Source organism: Bacillus sp. Brlt_9 (assembly GCF_051948935.1).
GTDB lineage: Bacteria > Bacillota > Bacilli > Bacillales > Bacillaceae_G > Bacillus_A.
Genome location: NZ_JAYJLO010000003.1, coordinates 618,297 through 639,601, shown reverse-complemented (window position 1 = coordinate 639,601; position 21,305 = coordinate 618,297). Strand labels below are relative to the sequence as shown.

Annotated in this window: 15 protein-coding genes and 9 tRNA genes; 12 read left to right on the top strand and 12 right to left on the bottom strand. The window is 33.7% G+C overall.

The features are described from left to right. Positions 1-2 precede the first annotated feature (2 nt). The 4 genes from VF726_RS15920 (at position 3) to VF726_RS15905 (ending at position 3,142) form a co-directional block, all read left to right on the top strand. On the top strand, positions 3-1,190 hold the full coding sequence (locus tag VF726_RS15920; protein ID WP_440169907.1) for a PLP-dependent aminotransferase family protein: 1,188 nt from the start codon (positions 3-5) through the stop codon (positions 1,188-1,190). Positions 1,191-1,746: 556 nt separating this feature from the next. Continuing rightward, positions 1,747-1,947, top strand: a complete 201-nt coding sequence (locus VF726_RS15915) for a hypothetical protein (protein WP_440169905.1) — start codon at positions 1,747-1,749, stop codon at positions 1,945-1,947. A 112-nt stretch (positions 1,948-2,059) separates the two neighbouring features. Beyond that, positions 2,060-2,359: a hypothetical protein gene (locus VF726_RS15910; protein ID WP_440169903.1), complete on the top strand. Its 300-nt coding sequence runs from the start codon at positions 2,060-2,062 to the stop codon at positions 2,357-2,359. A 273-nt stretch (positions 2,360-2,632) separates the two neighbouring features. Beyond that, the gene (locus VF726_RS15905) at positions 2,633-3,142 is read left to right on the top strand and encodes a hypothetical protein (protein ID WP_440169901.1); all 510 of its coding nucleotides are present in this window, start codon (positions 2,633-2,635) and stop codon (positions 3,140-3,142) included. A 78-nt stretch (positions 3,143-3,220) separates the two neighbouring features. Here the strand turns inward: VF726_RS15905 and VF726_RS15900 are convergent, their stop codons facing one another. Next, positions 3,221-3,358 carry a hypothetical protein gene (locus VF726_RS15900; RefSeq protein ID WP_440169899.1) on the bottom strand — a complete coding sequence of 46 codons (138 nt, stop codon included), beginning with the start codon at positions 3,356-3,358 and terminating at the stop codon, positions 3,221-3,223. A gap of 267 nt (positions 3,359-3,625) precedes the next feature. On the opposite strand from VF726_RS15900, the gene VF726_RS15895 reads away from it, so the two are divergent. From VF726_RS15895 to VF726_RS15880, 4 genes are all read left to right on the top strand, one after another. Next, a complete protein-coding gene (locus VF726_RS15895) occupies positions 3,626-4,894 on the top strand; it encodes a LysM peptidoglycan-binding domain-containing protein (RefSeq protein WP_440169897.1) in 1,269 nt (422 codons plus the stop codon). 253 nt (positions 4,895-5,147) lie between these two features. Then, positions 5,148-5,750 (top strand): hypothetical protein, encoded by a 603-nt coding sequence (locus VF726_RS15890; RefSeq protein WP_440169895.1) that lies wholly within the window; start codon positions 5,148-5,150, stop codon positions 5,748-5,750. Positions 5,751-5,971: 221 nt separating this feature from the next. Continuing rightward, a complete protein-coding gene (locus VF726_RS15885; RefSeq protein WP_440169893.1) occupies positions 5,972-6,421 on the top strand; it encodes a hypothetical protein in 450 nt (149 codons plus the stop codon). Positions 6,422-6,528: 107 nt separating this feature from the next. Further along, on the top strand, positions 6,529-7,191 hold the full coding sequence (locus VF726_RS15880; protein ID WP_440169891.1) for a TerC family protein: 663 nt from the start codon (positions 6,529-6,531) through the stop codon (positions 7,189-7,191). Between the two features lie 101 nt (positions 7,192-7,292). On the opposite strand, the gene VF726_RS15875 is transcribed toward VF726_RS15880, so the two are convergent. From VF726_RS15875 to VF726_RS15825, 11 genes are all read right to left on the bottom strand, one after another. Further along, positions 7,293-7,366, bottom strand: a tRNA-Arg gene (locus VF726_RS15875). Between the two features lie 288 nt (positions 7,367-7,654). Beyond that, positions 7,655-7,730 (bottom strand) — tRNA-Asp (locus VF726_RS15870). A gap of 378 nt (positions 7,731-8,108) precedes the next feature. Then, positions 8,109-8,182, bottom strand: a tRNA-Arg gene (locus VF726_RS15865). Positions 8,183-8,237: 55 nt separating this feature from the next. Further along, positions 8,238-8,309, bottom strand: a tRNA-Asn gene (locus VF726_RS15860). A gap of 43 nt (positions 8,310-8,352) precedes the next feature. After that, positions 8,353-8,427: transfer RNA gene (locus VF726_RS15855), tRNA-Asn, on the bottom strand. A 7-nt stretch (positions 8,428-8,434) separates the two neighbouring features. After that, positions 8,435-8,525, bottom strand: a tRNA-Ser gene (locus VF726_RS15850). Between the two features lie 293 nt (positions 8,526-8,818). After that, a tRNA-Ser gene (locus VF726_RS15845) sits at positions 8,819-8,911 on the bottom strand. 93 nt (positions 8,912-9,004) lie between these two features. Then, positions 9,005-9,081: transfer RNA gene (locus tag VF726_RS15840), tRNA-Ile, on the bottom strand. Between the two features lie 82 nt (positions 9,082-9,163). After that, positions 9,164-9,237, bottom strand: a tRNA-Ile gene (locus VF726_RS15835). A 129-nt stretch (positions 9,238-9,366) separates the two neighbouring features. Beyond that, positions 9,367-9,783 carry a hypothetical protein gene (locus VF726_RS15830; protein WP_440169888.1) on the bottom strand — a complete coding sequence of 139 codons (417 nt, stop codon included), beginning with the start codon at positions 9,781-9,783 and terminating at the stop codon, positions 9,367-9,369. 37 nt (positions 9,784-9,820) lie between these two features. Further along, positions 9,821-10,066: a hypothetical protein gene (locus tag VF726_RS15825; RefSeq protein ID WP_440169886.1), complete on the bottom strand. Its 246-nt coding sequence runs from the start codon at positions 10,064-10,066 to the stop codon at positions 9,821-9,823. Positions 10,067-10,550: 484 nt separating this feature from the next. Here VF726_RS15825 and VF726_RS15820 point away from each other — a divergent pair, with 484 nt between their 5' ends. From VF726_RS15820 to VF726_RS15805, 4 genes are all read left to right on the top strand, one after another. After that, entirely contained in the window at positions 10,551-11,042 is a 492-nt protein-coding gene (locus VF726_RS15820; protein ID WP_440169884.1) for a hypothetical protein, read from the top strand. Beyond that, positions 11,039-12,694: an anti-sigma factor domain-containing protein gene (locus tag VF726_RS15815; protein WP_440169881.1), complete on the top strand. Its 1,656-nt coding sequence runs from the start codon at positions 11,039-11,041 to the stop codon at positions 12,692-12,694. Before VF726_RS15820 ends, VF726_RS15815 begins: the two co-directional genes overlap by 4 nt. Before the next feature lie 10 nt (positions 12,695-12,704). Beyond that, entirely contained in the window at positions 12,705-16,922 is a 4,218-nt protein-coding gene (locus VF726_RS15810) for an RCC1 domain-containing protein (RefSeq protein WP_440169879.1), read from the top strand. A gap of 106 nt (positions 16,923-17,028) precedes the next feature. Continuing rightward, complete coding sequence (locus VF726_RS15805) at positions 17,029-21,279, top strand: RCC1 domain-containing protein (protein ID WP_440169876.1); 4,251 nt, start codon at positions 17,029-17,031, stop codon at positions 21,277-21,279. Positions 21,280-21,305: the final 26 nt, after the last annotated feature.

Here is a 21,305-nt window from a genome sequence, read left to right as displayed (position 1 = left end):
AAATGAAACAATCACTATCACACATAAGTATAAATACCGCAGACACAGCGATTGATACGTTCACAAAAGACTTGAAATGTCTTGTTTCAGATCCAGTATCTTTAAGTATCGGTCTTCCAAACGAAACATTAATACCTAAGAAACAGTTAGAAGAAGTTTTTACCTCTATCCTAAATACTAACGAACTCCCCTTTTACCACTATTGTGATGCAAAAGGTATGCCTCAGCTCGTTGAAACAATAGCAAACAATGAAAACACCTCACCTGAACATATCCTAATTACGAGTGGCAACACACAAGGTATTGAGCTTAGTACAAGGCTTTTTATAAACAATAAAGATGTTATAGCAATGGAAGAATACTCATACTCACTCATTCATACGATTTCAAAACAATATCAATCTGATGTAGTTCAAGTTCCACTATCTTTTGATGGCTTAGATACAGATTATCTTGAAGAAGCCTTAAAACAACATAAAATCAAAATGTTATATGTAATCCCAAACTCTCAAAACCCTACAGGAATAACTCTTTCTCTCAAAAAAAGACAAAAACTTATAGAACTAGCATATAAATATGACTTTATGATTATTGAGGATGATCCTTACCGCGATTTATCATTCCACAAGCCCCTTCCCTCTTTATTTGAACTTGATCCCAAAAAAGAAAAAGTAGTGTACCTATACAGTTTTTCTAAAACAATTGCACCTACCCTTAGAACTGGATTCATACTAGCTCACCCATATTTCATTGACAAATTTACTCAATTAAAACAAATTGCCGATTCTTGTACTTCACCTCTACACCAATTGGTTATTAATAAATTGATAAACAGTAATGAATGGTCAACCCATTTGCTAAAAACACAACAGTTTTACGAAGAACGTAAAGAAATTACGAAATCCTTTTTAGCCAAAATGAATAATAAGTACGGCTGGACTTCATATGAGCCTGCTGGTGGAATGTTTTATTGGGTTGATCTACAAAAAGGCGATGCACTAGAATTTCTAAAAACTGCATATGAACAAGGTGTTCTATTTATACCTGGACAAGTCTTTTCACTTGATTTGAAAAAAGCCACAACTTTCAGGCTTTGTTACAGTTATTGTTCAAATTCTGATTTAGAAAAAGCATTCAGTAGACTAGAGAGCAGTTACTCCAACTGGTTGAAAATCCAAAATAAACATTGAAACTAAACTGGTTTTTGTATTTTTTTTGAAATATAATCACCAAAATAGTTTTCAGGGGGAATACAAATGGCAAGTGTCTTATTATTTATTGCAGCAGGAATACTTGTAATGTTATCTATAATCTATGGATTTTCTAAGTTTCTTTCTAATGGTGATACTAAAGTTAAAAATCAGCCTTCAACAAAGGAAAATGTAAATCTTATAAAAGATGAATATACACGTCCGAATAATACAATGCCCACAACCGATTCACGCGTCAATTACAGTAAAAGAACAGTCAGAATCCCAAAGACAGCTAAACCTTACAACACTTCACAAAAATCCAACGGTATCTCTAACAGAAACAACCTTCAAGAAAACAATCCTTACGATGTAGGAATAAATCCATATTTGTTCTCTGAAATTGAAGACAATATTCGTACTGAGCCTAGTACAAATCATCACGAAAGTTGTCACAGAGATGAACCAACACACCATCGATTCGAAAGCGACAACCCTCATTCGCACCTAGGTGGAAACTCATCTACATCAGACTGTAGTTCTAGTGGAAGCAGTTATGACAGCAGTAGTTCAAATAGCAGTTATAGTAGTAGCTCCAGTAGTTATGACAGCGGAAGCTCAAGTAGCAGCTATAGTAGTAGCTCCAGCAGTTATGACAGTGGCAGTTCAAGTAGCAGTTATAGTAGTAGCTCCAGCAGTTATGACAGCGGCAGTTCAAGTAGCAGCAGTAGTTTCGATTAATAGTCACTTCTATTGAAGTGGCTTTTTTATTTCAGTAAAGAGAATTACTTTTTTCTCCCTTTCTTAATAAACAACTTTATAACCATACAAAACACAACGATATAAATTTTAAGGAGTGCTATATTAATATGAAAAATTTAATTAAGAAAGCTGATAAAGAAATTTTAGAGATGTTAGAAGATCAGGAGTTATACGTATTAGACATTGGAAAAGTAAATAGAGGAAGACAAACATTTATTTGCCACTTCATAGGAACAAAGAAGATGTATAAAGTAATAGTGGATCTACAAAAGTATTACACTCAAAATATAGCTTATGACGATCTTATTCAATTGGATGATTGTAACTGTGATGCTTACAGTTTGATGGTGCGCGATGGCCGCTATAACAACGAATATATTCTTAAAGAGAATGGTGGCAAATATTAATACAATGATAAAAATAATAAAACCCTAACTAAAAAGCTAGGGTTTTTCTTATGTCTCATATTCACCTTAACAATGTAAAAAAAGCCGACCAATGAATCATAATCAAAAGTACTTTCAATCTGTTATAACCACATACCCACTATTTTTATTCTTCACAACTACATTTAAAGCGTTTCTGAAATATCACTTGTTATTGCAACATCTTTAAGAGGGTCATATTGTGATAACACGTCGAATATATATTTTAATATGGAATATTAGAGGAGGTATTATATGTCACAATCTACAAAAGGAAAAAATCGCAATTGGTCAGTAGAAGAAGATGAGTTGTTAAAAGAAACCGTATTGGAAGCTATGCGTAATGGCTCTACACAATTAGAAGCATTTAAAATCATAGCAGAGCACACAAATAGAACATCCGGATCAGTCGGATTCAGATGGAATAACACAGTACGCAAAACTGCTAGCAAGGAAATTGAAATAATAAAAAGAGGACAAAAAAGAAATACCAACTCAAAACATAAAAGTAGTAATATTATAAGTGCAGATACCGAGAATACTCCCTCTCCCCTACAAAAGAATAAAAAGAATTCTACAAACAGTGAATTAACGACCATCAACATAACATACCAAGATGTAATTAATTTTTTACATTCTAATCAAGAAAATGATAAAAGTTATAGAGACCTCATAGAAAAGCACAAACTCTTACAAGAAAAATATGACACACTTGAAAAGAACTTCAACGAAGTTAAACGAGTGTTTACCAATATTAATGAATGAAAAAAACAGGATTTCTCCTGTTTTTTTCATTTTGGACCAAGAACCCCTTTTACTTAGCAGCACTGCTGAAAATCTTATCTAATTACTATTATCATTTCCCTCTTCATTACTTCGAACTTGTTCATCTTCAAGCTTAGTTTCTTCTACCAATTCAAGAAGTGCTTTCGCAGCTTTAGTTGCATCAAATTTTCCTATTTCTTTGTATTTGAAATTCATAATACTATCACCTCGGATTATAAGATACGCGAGAATTTTCATCCTTTATCTGAAGATCCTCACAAATGAAATATTATTAGCATATTCGAGTGATGACAATCACGGCATCAATTTTAGGATTTTTTGGTTCCTTTATTACTAATATGACCGTTCTTGTTACAGTTTTGTAAACCTTGTAACGGACTCTTATTCAAATTCATATACCCCTCTTTTATTTCTTCTAATATAATCAATAAAATATTAAAAACATAAAAGAGGTATCGTGAAATGAAGAGAGCATTGATTATAACAGGAACTATCTTAAGTACACTAGCTATAAGTAACAGCGCAGCAGCTGAGACATATTCGGTAATGTCTGGAGATTCATTATGGAAGATTTCACGACAATATAATACAAAGGTACAAGCACTTAAGGAATTAAACAATCTTAAATCAAATCTTATTCATCCAGGACAAAAGTTAACGGTTCGCAGCAATTCAAACCAAACATACATTGTAAAAAAAGGTGACACTCTTGGTAAAATCGCAAAAATGCACAACACATCCATTCAAACCCTACTTCAACAAAATTCAATGATTAAAAACGAAAATCAAATTCAAGTTGGCCAAACAATTAATCTTGCAAAAAACATAATTGAATCATCAAAAAAGACACAACTCAAACACAAAAGTACTGCTTCAACAACTGATTTCTATACAGTAAATAAAGGTGACACACTCGGAAAAATCGCAGAGTTACATAACATTACTTTAAACCACCTAATAAATTTAAACCCAAATATGAATATCTCTCATAAGATCGTGATTGGCCAAAAAGTCAGAGTCAAAGGAAATACTATAAACGTAACAAACAAGAACACTTATGTATTGAACGATAAACTAGAACGACCTGCACCTCAACAAAAAATACGACAAACAACCCTAGAACAAAATACTGTTCAAGTAAAAAATGCTGAAAACAAAAATAACCAAAGTAAGCAAATTCAAGTACAAACTGATACACCTGTAAAAACAATTTCACAGAAACAAACTGTCCCTCAGCAACCCGAAGTATCTGAAGAAACACGCGAACAAGAGAAAGTAAATGTAAAAAAAGAGGTAACACCTGAACCAATCAAAAAAGAAGTTACTAAACAAGAAGTATCTTCCCCTACTACTAATAGTCCAATCGGTGATACTGTACTTGCTGCTGGTTCAAAATATTTAGGAGCTGATTACGAATTCGGAGCAAGTCCATCTCGTACAGATGCCTTTGATTGTTCTTCATTCACTATGAAAGCATATAGCGCAGCAGGAATTTCTTTACCTCGTACTTCAAGAGCACAAGCTAATGTAGGTACACCTGTTTCTCAATCAGAAATGCAAAAAGGAGATTTAATCTTCTTTGATACTGATGGAGATGGAGTTATAAACCACGTAGGAATCTACTCCGGAAACAATCAAATGATCAACGCTGAAACAGGTAAAGGTGTTGCTTATTCTTCACTAAACAACTACTGGCAGCCTCGAATTGTAAAAGTTATGAGAGTTAAATAACCACTTTTAAAAACAACAGTACACTCTACTGTTGTTTTTCTTTTGAAAAGGCAATTTAGAATTAAATGTCTTGCTATGTATAGTATTAAAAAATGTGTCAATAATATAAAAAGAAGGATTGAATCTGCACATTCAATCCCAAAGTCTAGCTTATTTTCGACCAAACTAACACTCATTTACCCATCTACACTTTCTATTTATATTTGTTCCTTTCAGTGTAATTCATTACATTATATGAAAGGAATGGATAAGTATGACCAACCAAAAGGAAAAAATAGTAGCGATTATCCCGCAAAAATGCAAACGAGTATTTGAAGAATTTGTAGAGAAGTATACCGGAATCCAATACAGAAAATTTCATTTAGAAGGCATTAGAAATCCACTAGCATTTATTGCAGGAGCTTGGTGCCTAAAAAGAATTGGTAAAAAACTTCCTCTAGGATTTAATTTAGGTGACATCGATGGTTTTGTTTGTTATTACGATAGATTTATTTTTGTTGAATTTAAAAAGGATACAGAGGCACTGAATAAATGGCAACTTGCTGCGTATCTTCAATTAACAGAACAAACAAAAGGTACCGTATTTATCGTATTTGGAGAAAATTGCAGTCCAACTAGCTATTTAAGAATTGATCAAAATCACCCATACGGTTCTGACGTTTACCCTACCAATTTAGACAATTTCCAAAACATTCTCGATACTTGTTGTACTTTAACAGGTGTAGATTATTTCGATGACCACTCTAAGAAGCAATGGTTTGAAAAGATTATTAAGGCTGATTCTTTAATTAAAAAAGCTGATAAACAATTTAAAGATCTTATGGATACTAGATCCTTATTTGAAAAAGTTAAGTAACACGATATTATATAACCGAAAAAACAGGGGTTTTTCCTGTTTTTTTTATATATGCTTATGACCTCTAAGATGGTTTCTTTCGCAATTTAATTTAATTTAGTAATGCTTTTCAGAAAACCCTTAAGGCATTAATGGTAAAGTAGATTATTTTTTCATTTTTAAAGGCATTTTTTCAATAATCCTTAAAATCTAAGTATATTCACATTTAGGAGGTGATTTACTTGGAAACTGTAACTAGTACAGATGTCATAATTACGAGTGGTATTTCTAGTGGAATTATTACTTTAATCTTAATCTTATCGTCTCTTGCTTATATACTTACCTCACTTGGGTTAATGACTTTAGCAAAAAATGCAGGTATTAAAAATCCTTGGCTTGCTTGGATCCCTATTGCAAACTTATGGATTTGGGGTGAACTAATTAGCGAAAAATTAAACGGCAAAGGTGGCAAAAAAGTTCTATTAATTACCCTTGCTTACGCTGTAACTCAAATCATTCCATTCATTAATATTCTAACTGCAATTGCTTATGCAATCTTCGCTATAATGCTTTCATATTGGTTATTCAAAAAATATACAGAAAAACCAGTACTCCATACTATTCTTTCAATTCTAATTCCTATTTACTCCCCTATTCTTTTATTCGTAATAAGAAACAACGAAGCAAAATAAAAAGAGATATATTCTCTTTTTATTTTAAAAAACACTCAAAAGTTATTTAAATATATATTTTTATAGAATATAATGTGCTCACAATTTCAACTTAGAGGTGAAAATTTTTGGAAATATTCGGCTTATCACTCGTCGTACTATTAAAGTTAATAATGATAGACATCGTTCTAAGTGGTGACAACGCAGTTGTTATCGCAATGGCTGCACGAAATGTACCAAAAGAACAGCAAAAACAAGCAATTTTATGGGGCACAGCGGGTGCAATTATCCTACGTATCCTATTAGCTGGAGTTATTATTTGGCTACTAAAAATACCTTATTTAACAGCTATCGGTGGCGGATTCCTTATCTACATAGCTATTAAGCTGTTAGTTGGCGAAGAAGGTCCTCATAAAGAAGGCGGCGCAACTATTTGGTCTGCTGTTAAAACAATAATAATAGCTGATGCAGTAATGAGTTTTGATAACGTTGTAGCTTTAGCTGGTGTAGCTGAAGGTTCTATGTTTGCAATTATTGCCGGAGTTGCTGTAAGTATTCCTATTATTATTTTCGGAAGTCAAATCATTCTTAAAGGTATGGAACGCTTCCCAATTATTATTTACATCGGATCTGCAATACTAGCTTGGACTGCGGGTAAAATGATTGTTTCTGATCCTCACTTAACAGAACTACTTAAGGACTTCGATTTAATCATTCCAATATTAGTAACTATTGTTTCAATTGGTTTAGGTTACATTCTTCAAAAAAAGAATATGCAATCTAACAAATAAAAAGCAGTGGAATAATCCACCGCTTTTTTTCTTTAATTATTTTTCTAGTTTTAGTAGATATAAAACAAAAAAGTAACCAAATTTTTGGTTACTTTTTTATACGCAGCAAGAGGGACTCGAACCCCCGACTCTCGACTTAGAAGGTCGATGCTCTATCCAGCTGAGCTATTGCCGCAAATGTGGTGGAAGACTATAACCGGCGCTCGAAACTGAGTCTAACTTCGTCCTCCAAAAGACTACGAGGTATGTAACTCTATGTGCCTTAGGGTTACAGTTTTCGCCTATACCCGTCTTTAGCTTTCTTCACACTACCTTACACAGCACACATATAAAGGCGTGAACGGTAGGGCATTTTATAAAATAACTAACGAATTGGATAAATAGGTTGCTATTTTATTATATTTTATTTGTAAAATTTAGCTCTTCTACTGAATTACTAAACATACATAACATTATAATTTAATGGCGGTCCTGACGGGATTTGAACCCGCGATCTACCGCGTGACAGGCGGGTATGTTAACCACTACACCACAGGACCGAGTATTAATATTTTTTATTTCTATTAAGCAACTACGGTAACAGCTAAAGATATTGGTTTGAAATTACAACCGCAAAAACTAAAATTGTCTATAATTGTAAATGCGCCTTTATGTTTGTCCAACATTTCCCTTAAGCCATTACGGATGACAAATCCGCTTAAACACCCTTCGACGGTAGCTACTCCCCCTCGCCCATTACAGGCTAATCACGGGGACGTCTTATTGTAAGAGAATGGCTCCTCCCTCATTTAAAACCCATTTAACCTTACCGTATATATGTTGCCAATAGGTTAGCCAGACAGGATTCGAACCCATATCCACCCAGGATCCCGGATGCGTATTTCCAAGTGGTTATAACGGACTGGCCTATAATAAAACGCAGCAAGAGGGATTCGAACCCCCGACTCTCGACTTAGAAGGTCGATGCTCTATCCAGCTGAGCTATTGCCGCAAGTTAATAAGTCGTACAAAATCCCTATCATATAGATTAGGGATTTTGTACAATACTCCCCCTGCTGGGTTCGAACCAGCGACATCCTGATTAACAGTCAGGCGCTCTACCACTGAGCTAAGAAGGAAAAATTTTAGTAGGTTTGAAGGTTTACTAAAAAGTTTATATTTTGGCTCCGCAAGTAGGATTTGAACCTACGACCTATCGGTTAACAGCCGATTGTTCTACCGCTGAGCTATTGCGGAATAATAATGGCGGAGCAGGAGGGATTCGAACCCTCGCGCCAGTTTCCCGATCTACTCCCTTAGCAGGGGAGCCCCTTGAGCCACTTGGGTACTGCTCCAAAAAATAGATTTAAATATGTGATTTAATCCCCACCAATTAAATCGCTGAGCTTAGTGAATGCGAGATCCTGTTCCACTCCACAGGGCTTCAATGTCTCTACAACATCTTATCCTCGTCTCAGTTGTTCCCAAACAGTAAAACATTCCAGGTTATGGTTTTACTGTTTTCTGTACCAAAACAACATATTTAATTTATGTTAATTCCTAACCTCTAGGTAAGAGATGAAAATAAAAAAGCATTGGCACAGTTTCATCTAATCTCCTGCCTAGAACTCAGGAATAACTATTAAGATGGCGGAGGGAGAGGGATTCGAACCCCCGCGAGCTTTGACACCCCTGTCGGTTTTCAAGACCGATCTCTTCAGCCAGACTTGAGTATCCCCCCACTTTTCACGCGCATTACTGGTACTGACCCAGCCCTTTCATTAGCGTATGTACACTATCTAACGAATGTTCTTCCTTATACTATTGCGCATATTGGTGGACCTTGCAGGATTCGAACCTGCGGCCGGACGGTTATGAGCCGTCTGCTCTAACCAGCTGAGCTAAAGGTCCCTCGTAATTATTGATATATATATTAATTTTAAAAAATAGCAACCCTTTTTCTTTTTTTATTTTCTTTCATTTTAAAAATGAATGGACCTTGTAGGACTCGAACCTACGACCGGACGGTTATGAGCCGTCTGCTCTAACCAGCTGAGCTAAAGGTCCTCGTTGTTTTATCTGTTTATATTATGCACCTTCCTTTTATATATTTTCAACCCCTTTTTTTAAAAAACGTAAAAAAATAAATAAAAACAAAAAAAGAGTCCTATTATTAGGAACTCTTCTTACATTTACTTACTTTAATACAATGTTTTCTCTTTCGCCAACTTCATCCCAAATTGCATCCCAAGATGTTTTTAAAGCACTATATTCAATAGTTTCCTCATTCTCATTTTGCAACTGTAAATATTCAGTATGATTAATCATATGTATGTTATAGTTTTCTTCTAAAGTTCTGAATAAGTTTTCCCATTCGTTTTTAGACGCTACATAAACTAACACTTCTTCTTCGTTTGTTAATAAGGCAATTATTTCATTAACTACACTTTCCTTAGCAGAATCAACTTCATTGTCTGTCAATTTAATAACTTTTGTATGCAATTCTTTAATTTGGTTAACTGCCTTTATTGTAGCTTTTTTTTCAATTTCATTAATAGTTGCATCACTATAATATTCAAGTGCGTGTAAAACTTGTTCTAAAGAGTCTTTCATTTTTTAGCCCTTCTTTCCTATTAATATGGCACTTTCCTTAACATAATATTATTTCAAAGCTTTTTTGTGGCGATTTAATCCATTTAATTATTTCATCATAGACTTCACGACTATTACCTATTTCGCAAAATTCTTTCCTTCCATCATTATGTATTTTATGTTGTGAATCCTTCCAGCTAAACCAGACCTTTACATAAACATCAGCTGGATCACTATCATCTATATTCACATACTTAAAACCCATATCTAATAAATCTTCTCTCAAATCAATTTCTACTCCCATATAATCAAAGTCCTCCATCCATACTTTCTTTTATATTACTATAAAACTACCTTTTTATAATAAAAGAAAAAATTCATACGCAACCTATATTTTAAACGATTCTTATTGATATAGTTTTTCAAATAGTGTGTATGATCAGTATATTTATTTTTTATACAAAAATTTTTAAAATAAAAAAATACTCAATTTAATTTTCAAAATGGTAAATTCACAATTTTTTTGTTTACAATAGGTGTGAAAGCTTATAAAACCAGTTTTTCATTTCACGATGCATCGAGAAATTACCTTGTTTTTTCACTTTCCGACCTCTATTCATTTGTTAGTAGCTAACTTTTTTATGCATAATCATTCACAAGGAAATAATTACCTCTTTTTTATATTTTCGCACTTAATTTTTCCTTATATTTTATATAAAAAATATGTTGATTTTTCACTACAATTAATTGAAAATAGAGGATGTGTTTTAATTAAGGAGGCAGAGTATATGACTAATACATATAACACTGCGACGGATCCACAGGAAAAACAGAATTTGGAGTCTCCAACAAAATTAAATAAGAAAAAAAGTCTTGTCTCAAGATATTTAGTTTCTATTTTCAGGAGAAAGAAAACTCGCATTTTGTTAGAACAGGAGATTTCTAGTAATAAACAAAATAGAAATTTAGAGATAGTCGCATTTTCAAAAGAATTAAAGAAATTTGATGTTTCTTTTTCACATCTTACAGAGAACGAGCCGAAGGATGAGGATGATAGGAATTATGCTATTTCTATTGCTAAATCGATTTCCGATACAGGTTCATTAAAAGAAATTTTGTTAAAAACAAAAAAACTTCCTTGTAATGAACTCATAACCCAATTCGATTATAAGCAATCCTTTATTAGTAAATACGCATCCTATCTAGTTGCAATATCCCTTCTATTGATCGGACCTTACAAAGAATTGCAGAAATATCTAATAGAGGGGTTGAATAAATGAAAGACGGAATAATTGTCGAGTTACAAAAAAGCTCTGTTATAGTTTTAACTTCAAAGGGAGAATTTTTAAGACTTAAGAAGAATCCCCAACTATATTCTGTAGGTGAAGAGGTTTGGTTCGCGCAAAAGGAAATTATGTATGTGAATAAGAAAAAGAAACGTAAATTATTTACTTTTCCTAAGATTGTTATTCAATCTTTTGTCATTACTACCAGTTTATTAATAATTACTGACGGTGCAATCCCCGACCTTATTACAAAAGGTTTTAGTTTCTTAGATGCAGCTTTTACAAATAACCAAAATGGAAACGCCAATCGTAAACTCGCAGCTTTACCTAAAGATGGTGAAACAAACAAAAAAGATAACAACGGCGATACAGCAACAGACACTGAAAACAAACACAGTGGTACTGATGACAATACCTCTACAGAGAGTGAAGATAGAACTAAAGAGAAAATGTTTAGAATTAAAGATGTTAACCCTATAAAGATTTTAAACGAATTAGTTCGCCCAACAGATGAAATCTCTAGCAACAATCTAAAGGATGTTAATAAGAATCTTGAGGATACCACTTCTCAGATTGCAATTAACGTTTCCAGTGATTTATCTGAAAAACAAATTGCTGATCAAAATATTGATACAAATATTAAGCCTGCTCACATTAAACCAAACGATTCTAATCAGGATAAATCTAATTTGAGCGATATTGATAACGATAAAGGCACAGGTAGCAATTCTGGCTCTGAGAACGGTTCTAACAATGATTCCGGCAACAATTCTATAGATGGGTCTGGAAGCGATTCTGGTAGTGGCTCCGACAAGAATTCTATCGATGGGTCTGGTGGTGGCTCTGGAAACGGTATTAAGGACGATGGATATATTGAAGGTCTGGAAACTGGAGATGGAAACGGCATAGGAACTAATAAAGAGTGTCCGAAGACAAGTAATTACAATGCTCGAGATAAGAACAAAGATAAGAACGAGAATTGTAAAGACAAGGAAAAGGACAAGGACAAGGATAAAGACAAAGACAAAGATAAAGACAACAACCAAGGTAACGGCAACAACCAAGACAAAGATAAAGACAAAGACAAAGACAAAGATAAAGATAAAGACAACAACCAAGGTAACGGTAACAACCAAGGTAACGATAAAGACAAAGAAAAAGATAAAGACAACAACCAAGGTAATGACAAGGACAAAGACAAGGACAAAGATAAAGATAACAACCAAGGTAACGGCAATAACCAAGGTAATGACAAAGACAAAGATAAAGATAAAGATAAAGACAACAACCAAGGTAACAGCAACGACCAAGGTAACGGTAACGAGGGGGCAACCTGTGATGAGACTCAAAAAGAATGTTCTTGTAAAAAGAATGGATACTATTATGAGTACGAAGAGATTCTAACCTTTGAGCAAAATGAAAAAGGTGAATGGGTAGAAGTTTACAAGAAGATGAAAATCAAAAAATTCTGTGGTAGTACATCAAACGGTACTTCAAAGTACTCAGCTATGAGTTACCAAACAGCAACACAAAAAAGCTTATCCAACGAGGATAAGCTTTTTTTACATACTTTCTTAAGTAATTTAATTATATATGATATAAACCATAAAATATTTTGGAACGAAAGGGGCGTGATATACAATTAATATTAAAAGAGTGTTTAAATTAATTACATTAAACGTAGCTTCACTATGTTTAATTAACCCTCCCCTTTCCCCTTTATCTAACATAAATAATAATGATTTACCAAATACATTAATCAAAAGCGAATTAATAAATGCACAAGAACTACCTCTTGACGCTGTTCAAATGACAGGAGGTTTAGGATTTACAGCAATATTAAAAGAAGACGGTAGCGTATGGACCTGGGGAAGAAATGATTATGGACAGTTAGGATTAAACGATACTATTGATCGATCTTCTCCTACGAGGTTAAATTCTTCATTATTCAATAATGAAAAAATCAAACAAATCGAGGCGTATTCTATAGGAGTTATCGCCAGAACTGAAAAAGGTAAAATTTATCATTGGGGATACCGTACTCTAAAACCATCACTAATCTATAACGACCCGCTGATAATCGATATAGAGGCATCCGGAAAATCAGACAATGCCCCCTACCCTTCTATGCAAATTGTAACGAATGAAGGAATGGTAAGAAGTTCAGGATCCAATGTATTTTCCGCATTTGGCATTGGTACAAGCAGTTGGTTTAGTGCTCTTGGAAATTGTAAGAACGTCACTACTACGAGTTTTTCCGATTTCTCATATTTCGCATACGAGGATGTTAAAATTGAAAGCTGTGAATCTAACAACTTATATAAAAAGCCTATCGAAGGCTCAATTAAACCTTTAATAAATATCATTGATATTTCAGTTGCACCTAATCGTAGAGGTGTTTTAGGCTTAAAAAAATCTAACGAATTATATGTATGGGGAGAAAACTATTCTGATATTCCAAAGAAACTTCCTGGTGCAGATAAATATCAAATTTCTAAAATCGCAATGTCAAAATACCCCACTTTTTTAAATGATGAAGGCAAACTATATTGTTATCCAAATATTAATCAAGAACCTGTTGAAATTAAATTAGAGGGTTCGAATGAAAAAATAATTGATATAAAAAGCGGAGCTGATTTTTTACTTGTATTAACTTCAAATTCAAAATTATATGGGATCGGTACTAATACATATGGAAACTTAGGACCCAAGATACCAAAAGCAGGAACACCATTTGAAACACCTCTAGCTACATTTACTGGAATAGAAAATGTGAAAAGAATTGGTGCAGGAGCGGAACATTCTATAATCCAATTTAACGACCTCCGATTTGCAACTTTCGGAAGAAATAGCTATGGAGAACTGGCCACTACCGATATAAATTCAAAACATATATTTACAAAAAATGAAAATCTCACAAATGTAACTAACATACAAAGTATTAATTTTTCATCCTTTGCTTCAACAAGTGATAATAAACTTCATTCTTGGGGTGGTAGAGAGATTAAAGAGACTTTAAACAGACCAGGTGATAGAAATATTCCTAAAATCGTAAAAGACTTCTCCGGTCGCGCGACTATTAAAGAACTAAATGGTTCAACACGCGACTACATCCACGGAGGCGTTTTACTTGATAACGGAGAATTTTGGAATTTTGGCGAGAATTGGAAAAGAGGTTTAGGATCTGACGCTCCTTATAATTCAGTGAGTCAGCCTGTAAAAAACTTGAATAGTACTCTTTTAGATAGGAATTTTCATTTTACCTCTGCTTCTCAAGGATATTTCCACGGAATCGCCCTATCACAAGATAACAAGATTTACACCTGGGGATATGACGCTGGTTTAGGAATGTTAGGTATTGGTGAAATATTATATGAAATAAACAACGGTACTAGGGAACCGGGATGGAGATACGCTTTTGAAGAACCTATTCTTCCTAAAAACGAAACGTTTAAAAAGGTTTACTCAGGAGTATACGAAAATCTCATTCTAACTACAGAAGGTAAAATATACGCTTGGGGCGGAACCCCAATACGATATGGTATGACTAGTAACACTTCTATACCTAAATTAGTAAACAATCTTCCTCCAATTAAAGAAATAGCAATGGGATTAGATTTCAATCTATATTTAGACTACGAGGGCAATGTTTGGGCGGCCGGATATAATTCATATGGTCAACTTGGCATCGGTAATACCAGTACCCCTCCTATTCCAACCAAAATAAACAATTTACCTAAAATAAAAACCATAGGAGCTGGAATGAACTCTTCATACGCCATCACAACAAATGGCGAACTTTATAGCTGGGGAGATAATAGATATGGTCAATTAGGATTAGATGACTTAATTCAAAGAAATGAGCCACGTAAAGTACCAAACGCAACAACCGTCAAACAGGTGAACGGTGGACAGATGCACGCTATGTTTATAAATGAGTCTGGCAATCTATTCGTAACTGGATCTGATGGTGAAGGTCAATTGGGATTAGGACAACCTCAATACAATCCAAATCCAATAATTGTAGTTTTCCCACCTATTGTTTCTATTTTTAATTCAAATAATCAAGATTTCACTACAAATGATAACCTAGCTATTACCGGAGAAGTATTTACAGAAACTCCTGGAGTCCCTATTTCTTTAACTTACGAAATAGAATCAAAAAAAGGAAAACAAACTGGCTTAATTAAAGAGTTTAACTCAAAATTAATCCCTGAACCGTTTCAAATGAATATAAAACTGGACGGAACTTATGAATTAGGTGCTTATACTCTCAGAATCATTGCGAAAAATGAAACTGGTGTTAAAGGGGAAAACTTCTTTAATTTTAGCGTGACAGACAAAATTAATCCTACTATTAATGTGGATATAAATTCTACTCCCCAATGGAAACTTGACCCCGTAAACATCAAAGTTTCATCTGATGATACTGGAGGATCTGGGTATAGAGGTTTCCGTTATGCTATCACTAATACAACTTCAATCCCTAACAATTGGTCTGCTATAATAGAGAAAAAACAAGAATCTCTAAAAATAGACACTAACGGATTAGCATATTTACACCTTGAAGCATTTGATAACATTGGAAATAAAACATACTTAATGACCGGACCTTACTATTTAGATTTATACCCACCGAACATAGAAATTCAAGAGCCGCCCAAATGGCAGCAAGATTACCTATCACTACTTGTTACCGTCCAAGATATTTCAAATATCACATTAAAGAAATGGAAATTCGGTAATGTAACTAAAGATGAAATTATCAAAACAGGTAACAACTTTGAAAACAATCATATAAACATAAATAATAATGGAAGCTACACTATTTATGCTAAAGATGAAAATAACCAAGAGTCCTTAAAAACATTTACTGTTTCTAATCTAAATCATCAACCACTACTTCATAATTCCACTTCCGACATTTTGATACCAATAAACTCAAAAGACACTTTTGAAGTCCATACTACTCTTACTCATACGGATATAGGTGATCCAACTCTTGCGGAAATCAAACTAAATAATGAAACACTTTCCTCCACAAATACAAATTCTGATAAAAATGAGAAGAGTAATGTAGTTTGGAAGTTCACAACACCAAAATTAACAGAGAACACTATTCATTCGGGAGAAATTCTTCTTAAAGACTCGAAAAACGGAATCTCAAACAGCAATAAAATAAACTTAGAGATATTTAATCCGAAATTTATTTTAAAAAATAAACTATCCTCTATCCATTTATCTTGGGAACACTCGATACTATTCCAAGAATACCGACTATTAAAAAACGGAAAAATAATTTATAGCGGCACAAATAATTATTTTGTTGAAAACAACATAGAATTAGACCGTTCAACCAATAAGTATGAACTAGAAGTTAAAGCAAAAGATAAATATATAAAAGTAGCATCTTCTGATAAAGAAACTGGTTTTTATCAACTAGATACCCCTTCTTCTATTTCATTCCCTTCTACAATTCTTGGTAAAAACGAAGAACTCTCACCTACACAGATAGATAAAGAGTTTATCAAATATGAGGATTTTTCTGATTTACCTTCTCCATACTCTCTCAACGTTTCAATTACCAATTTCAAAACAAAGAACTCCTCCTTTACTCCTGAATCCTTCTTATTAAAAAACGTATCAAAATTAAATCGACAAGACAAAGTTGTTGAAAAACTAGGAGACATTTTACTTAGAGCCACTCCTACAGAGATAATTAGTTCTAAGGCAAATGATTCTGCATCGTACTTTAAATTAGAGGTTCTAAAAAACAATATTTCTTTAAAACTTCCGAGGAATATTCTTTTAGAACAAAACGGAAATAATAACTTTTCCTCCACTATTATATGGGACCTACAACTTACACCCTAAAAACGTATCATTATATGGTACGTTTTTTTGTTTCTTTAAATTATTAGGAGTCACCAACTTTATACAGAACAAATCAATATTGCATTCCTTTTTTTTGGCGGGAGGTTTGGTCATCATTTCTATTTTCCCAAAAAAGCAATTAAACAAATTCCTAATAATTGGATTATCTCTCCTCTTACTCCCCCCATTAGTATCCAATGATACAAACACACCTTATAAACCGGCTCAGGTAAAAGCAACCGAAATTTTTGAAATTAACAGTACTTCAAATATTTCTTCCTTTGATTCTGTGCAGCTTATTGGGGGACTTGGTTTTACAGCCATTTTAAAAGAGGACGGTAGTGTCTGGACCTTTGGGCGAAACGATCTAGGACAACTTGGTTTAGAAGATAAAATAGATAGATCCTCCCCCACTCGCATAGACCCATCCTACTTTAATAACGAGAAAGTAATTAAAATTGATGCGGCATCAGTCAATGTTATAGCTTTGACTGAATCTAGAAGAGTCTATTATTGGGGTTCAGGTGCTACTAAACCAACATTAATTTATAATAATCTGCCTGTCTTAGATGTTGAAATGGGAGGATTTACTGATGTTAATGCACATCAAACAACTCATATTCTAACAAATGACGGTTATGTCCGTTCTTCCTATAGTAATTATTTTGGGCAATTTGGCGATGGACAAAACGATTACGGTTCAAAAGGCATATGTAACAACGAATATGTAGTACCTATGCACGATTTCACTAGAATCACATTAACCAGTGCACAATTTGAAAATTGTTCGGTCCCTACATATAAAAAACTCATAAAAGGAACGGAGAAACCATTATCAAACGTTGTCAGTATATCTAATGATTTAAACAAACGATATTCAATGGCTTTAACTATAGACAAAGACATTTATGTTTGGGGAGAAGGTTATCCAAATTTCGCCACAAAAATTAATGGTTCCTCTTCTTACAAAATAAAAAAAATAGAAGCGTCAAAATACCCTACTTTCTTAACCGATGATGGTAAAGTATTTTATTATCCAAACCGCACAAAAGAACCGGTTGAGTTAAAATTAGAGAACTCGAACGCTAAAATTGTTGATATAAAAAGTGGTTTCGAAAATTTAATTCTTCTTGATGAAAATGGAAGAGTATACGGGCTAGGCCCCAACAACTATGGAAGCCTAGGAACATCAATTCCCTATCAAGGAGTTAATTGGGGAAACAATGTTGCAATATACACAGGATTCAAAGACGTTAAGCGAATAGGTACTGGAATGAATGTAACGTTATTACAGTATATAAACGGAACCTTTGCCACAGTTGGGCGTAATAACTACGGCCAGCTCTCTACAAAAGATAAAAACACAAAAACATCATTCATCCTTAATCCCTCTATAAAAAATGTTAAAGATATCTCTTCCGTTTATTATTCATCTTTCGCAGTAACCAATGATAATAAATTGTATTCTTGGGGTGGAACCAACGCCGGCGAAAGACTTGGTCGAGATACCGATTTCAATATTCCAGTTATGGTTAAAGATTTTTCTGGAATTGGTCCTATAAAAGAAATTAACGGTTTTTCCACATTCTCTATACACGGAGGAATACTCTTAGAGAATGGAGGATATTGGACATACGGAAATCCTTGGAAAAATGGAATTGGAAGAACCGGAGCACCTTATACACCAATGAAATTAGAAAACACGAATTCAAAAATAACAAATGAAGATTTCAACATTATTACTGCTTCACAAGGTAGAAATACCGGCATAGCTATATCAAAAAACAATAACGTTTTTACTTGGGGATACGACATCAATGGATTGCTAGGATTAGGATATGAAGTAAATGAAACGGTATCAGGCGCACTTGAACCCGCAGGTCTATTAGCATTCCAAGAAGCCGTTTTACCTAAAAATGAAAAGTACATTAATGTATACTCTGGTAGTTATGAAAATCTTGTACTTACCGAATCTGGTAAAGTCTTTGCTTGGGGTGATAATAGCTATCTAAGATACGGATTGCCTAATAGCGTCTATTTAATCCCAACACTTGTAAATACATTACCTCCTATAAAAAGTATAGCAACCGGAATGAACCACAATCTCTTTTTAGATTTCGAAGGTAATGTTTGGGCAGCAGGAGATAACTCTTTGGGACAACTTGGTATAGGTAATACAAAGACTCCTTCAATTCCAACAAAAATCCCCTCTCTATCCAAAGTTACTTTTATTAGCGCAGGACTTTATTCTTCTTATGCAGTCTTGCAAAATGGGGAGGTACTAAGTTGGGGAGATAATCGATACGGACAACTTGGATTAAACGATTTAAACCAAAGAAACGAACCTAGGAAAGTTCCAGGAATTACTGATGTTAAAAAAGTAACCGGTGGTTTAAAACACGCAATGGTACTTACTAATAAAGGTGAATTATATACGACTGGATCAGACGGAGAAGGTCAACTTGGATTAAATCAATCTCAAATTAATGAAATCCCTGTTCCAGTAGTTTTCCCTCTTAACGTAAAGTTCAAAACACCTACAAACCAAATATTCGGTGTAAATGACACGCTTTCAGTTCAAGGTGAAATATACTCAGAAACCCCTAATGTCCCAACTGATGTCTATTACGAGCTTGAATCTCAAACTATGTCAAAAAACACTTTATTTAAGAGCTATGTTTCCAAAAATACTTCCGAACCTTTTTCATTCAATATACCTTTCAACGACACTTTTAGACCTGGTTCATATATTCTTAAAGTTAAGGCTTTATCCAACACGGGAGTTAGCGGAGAGGCAATACTAAATTTCACAATACAAGATACTATCCCTCCAACAATAAATGTAGACGTAACTTCTTCCCCCCAATGGACTAAACAACCAGTTAAAGTAAGAGTGTCTGCTGACGATACAGGGGGTTCTGGTTACAGAGGCTTTAGATATGCCATTACAGATTCTATAACAAAACCTACACAATGGTCTTCAATCCAGCCCGAAAAAGCCGGAGAAGTCATAATAAATAAAAGTGGAAAACTATATCTTCATTTAGAGGCATTTGATAATATCGGGAATTCTACGTATAAAAACACAGGTATATATTATATGGACCTTGATCCACCTGAAATTACATTTTCAGAGCCTGATAAATGGCAACAAGACAGGCTTAAATTAGGCATTAAGATATATGACCTTAGTAATATTGTAGAAAGAAAATGGATCGACGGTATTAAATCAAAGGATGAGGTAAAAAAAGACGGCACTTCTTTTACGGGAGACTTTATAGATATAAATAAAAATGGCAACTATACAATTTATGCCCGCGATGAAAATAATTATGAAACAATAAAATCTATTAACGTTACTCACATAAATTATCAACCTAAGTTAAATAACATAAATAAGGAAATAATAATCCCTGCTATTTCAAAGGATAACTTCGCTTTACCTTCTTCGTTTAGTCACAACGAACAAGAAGATCCGGTTAAACTTGTTCTACAAACAAATTCCTTAAAATTTGAATCTAAAAATTCATATTCTGATATAGCCTCCGATAGTACTCGTCCTTGGTTTATAGACTTTAGTAATCTACAAGAGAATACTATTTATAGCGGTATTACATCTATTTTCGATAGTAGAAACGGAAAATCTAATTCTATCGATGTGAAACTAGAGATATACAACCCAAAAGTTCAAATAAAGACTACTTATAATGCCATAAATATTTCTTGGGAGCATTCTAACATTAATAAACAGTACAGATTAAAAAGAAACGGACAAATAATTTATACAGGTTCAGATAACAAATTTGTAGATTCTACAATCTCAAACAACCAATCTTATACCTACACACTAGAGGTACTAGATATCAATAAATATATCGAAGTTTTTTCAACACAAAAGTCCTCTGGAATTTATAACTTTGTAACTCCGAGTTTAATACAATTTCCTACTATATCACTTAACTCAAACCAATCAGTGTCTCCATCTGCTATGGACAAGGAATATATCGAATACAAAGAAAATGTAGATATTCCTACTACCTACTCTTTAAAGGTATCGATGACGGATTTCATATCAAACAACGGAATTAAATTTACTCCAGATGAATTTTTATTTAAAAATTTATCGCGGCTAAATGAATTCCATCAAACCCAACAGCAGCTAATAAACATAGGTATACATAGTATTCCTCAAGAACTGTTCCGTTCTTCAAGTTTGAAAAACAGCTCTTATTTTAAACTAGAACTTTTAAAAGATGATATTCAATTACGTCTACCAAAAAGCATTAAATTAAATCAATCCCAAAAAGAAACTGTATTTAACGCAAGTATTATTTGGGATTTAGAAATTGCTCCATAATTTTTAAGGTAAAAAAACAAAAGATA

Coding starts and splice junctions, on each gene's coding strand:
- VF726_RS15920 (WP_440169907.1), top strand. CDS start 3: ATGAAACAATCACTATCACACATAAGTATAAATACCGCAGACACAGCG.
- VF726_RS15915 (WP_440169905.1), top strand. CDS start 1,747: ATGACAGCAGTAGTTCAAATAGCAGTTATAGTAGTAGCTCCAGTAGTT.
- VF726_RS15910 (WP_440169903.1), top strand. CDS start 2,060: ATGAAAAATTTAATTAAGAAAGCTGATAAAGAAATTTTAGAGATGTTA.
- VF726_RS15905 (WP_440169901.1), top strand. CDS start 2,633: ATGTCACAATCTACAAAAGGAAAAAATCGCAATTGGTCAGTAGAAGAA.
- VF726_RS15900 (WP_440169899.1), bottom strand. CDS start 3,358: ATGAATTTCAAATACAAAGAAATAGGAAAATTTGATGCAACTAAAGCT.
- VF726_RS15895 (WP_440169897.1), top strand. CDS start 3,626: ATGAAGAGAGCATTGATTATAACAGGAACTATCTTAAGTACACTAGCT.
- VF726_RS15890 (WP_440169895.1), top strand. CDS start 5,148: ATGACCAACCAAAAGGAAAAAATAGTAGCGATTATCCCGCAAAAATGC.
- VF726_RS15830 (WP_440169888.1), bottom strand. CDS start 9,783: ATGAAAGACTCTTTAGAACAAGTTTTACACGCACTTGAATATTATAGT.
- VF726_RS15825 (WP_440169886.1), bottom strand. CDS start 10,066: ATGGGAGTAGAAATTGATTTGAGAGAAGATTTATTAGATATGGGTTTT.
- VF726_RS15820 (WP_440169884.1), top strand. CDS start 10,551: ATGACTAATACATATAACACTGCGACGGATCCACAGGAAAAACAGAAT.
- VF726_RS15815 (WP_440169881.1), top strand. CDS start 11,039: ATGAAAGACGGAATAATTGTCGAGTTACAAAAAAGCTCTGTTATAGTT.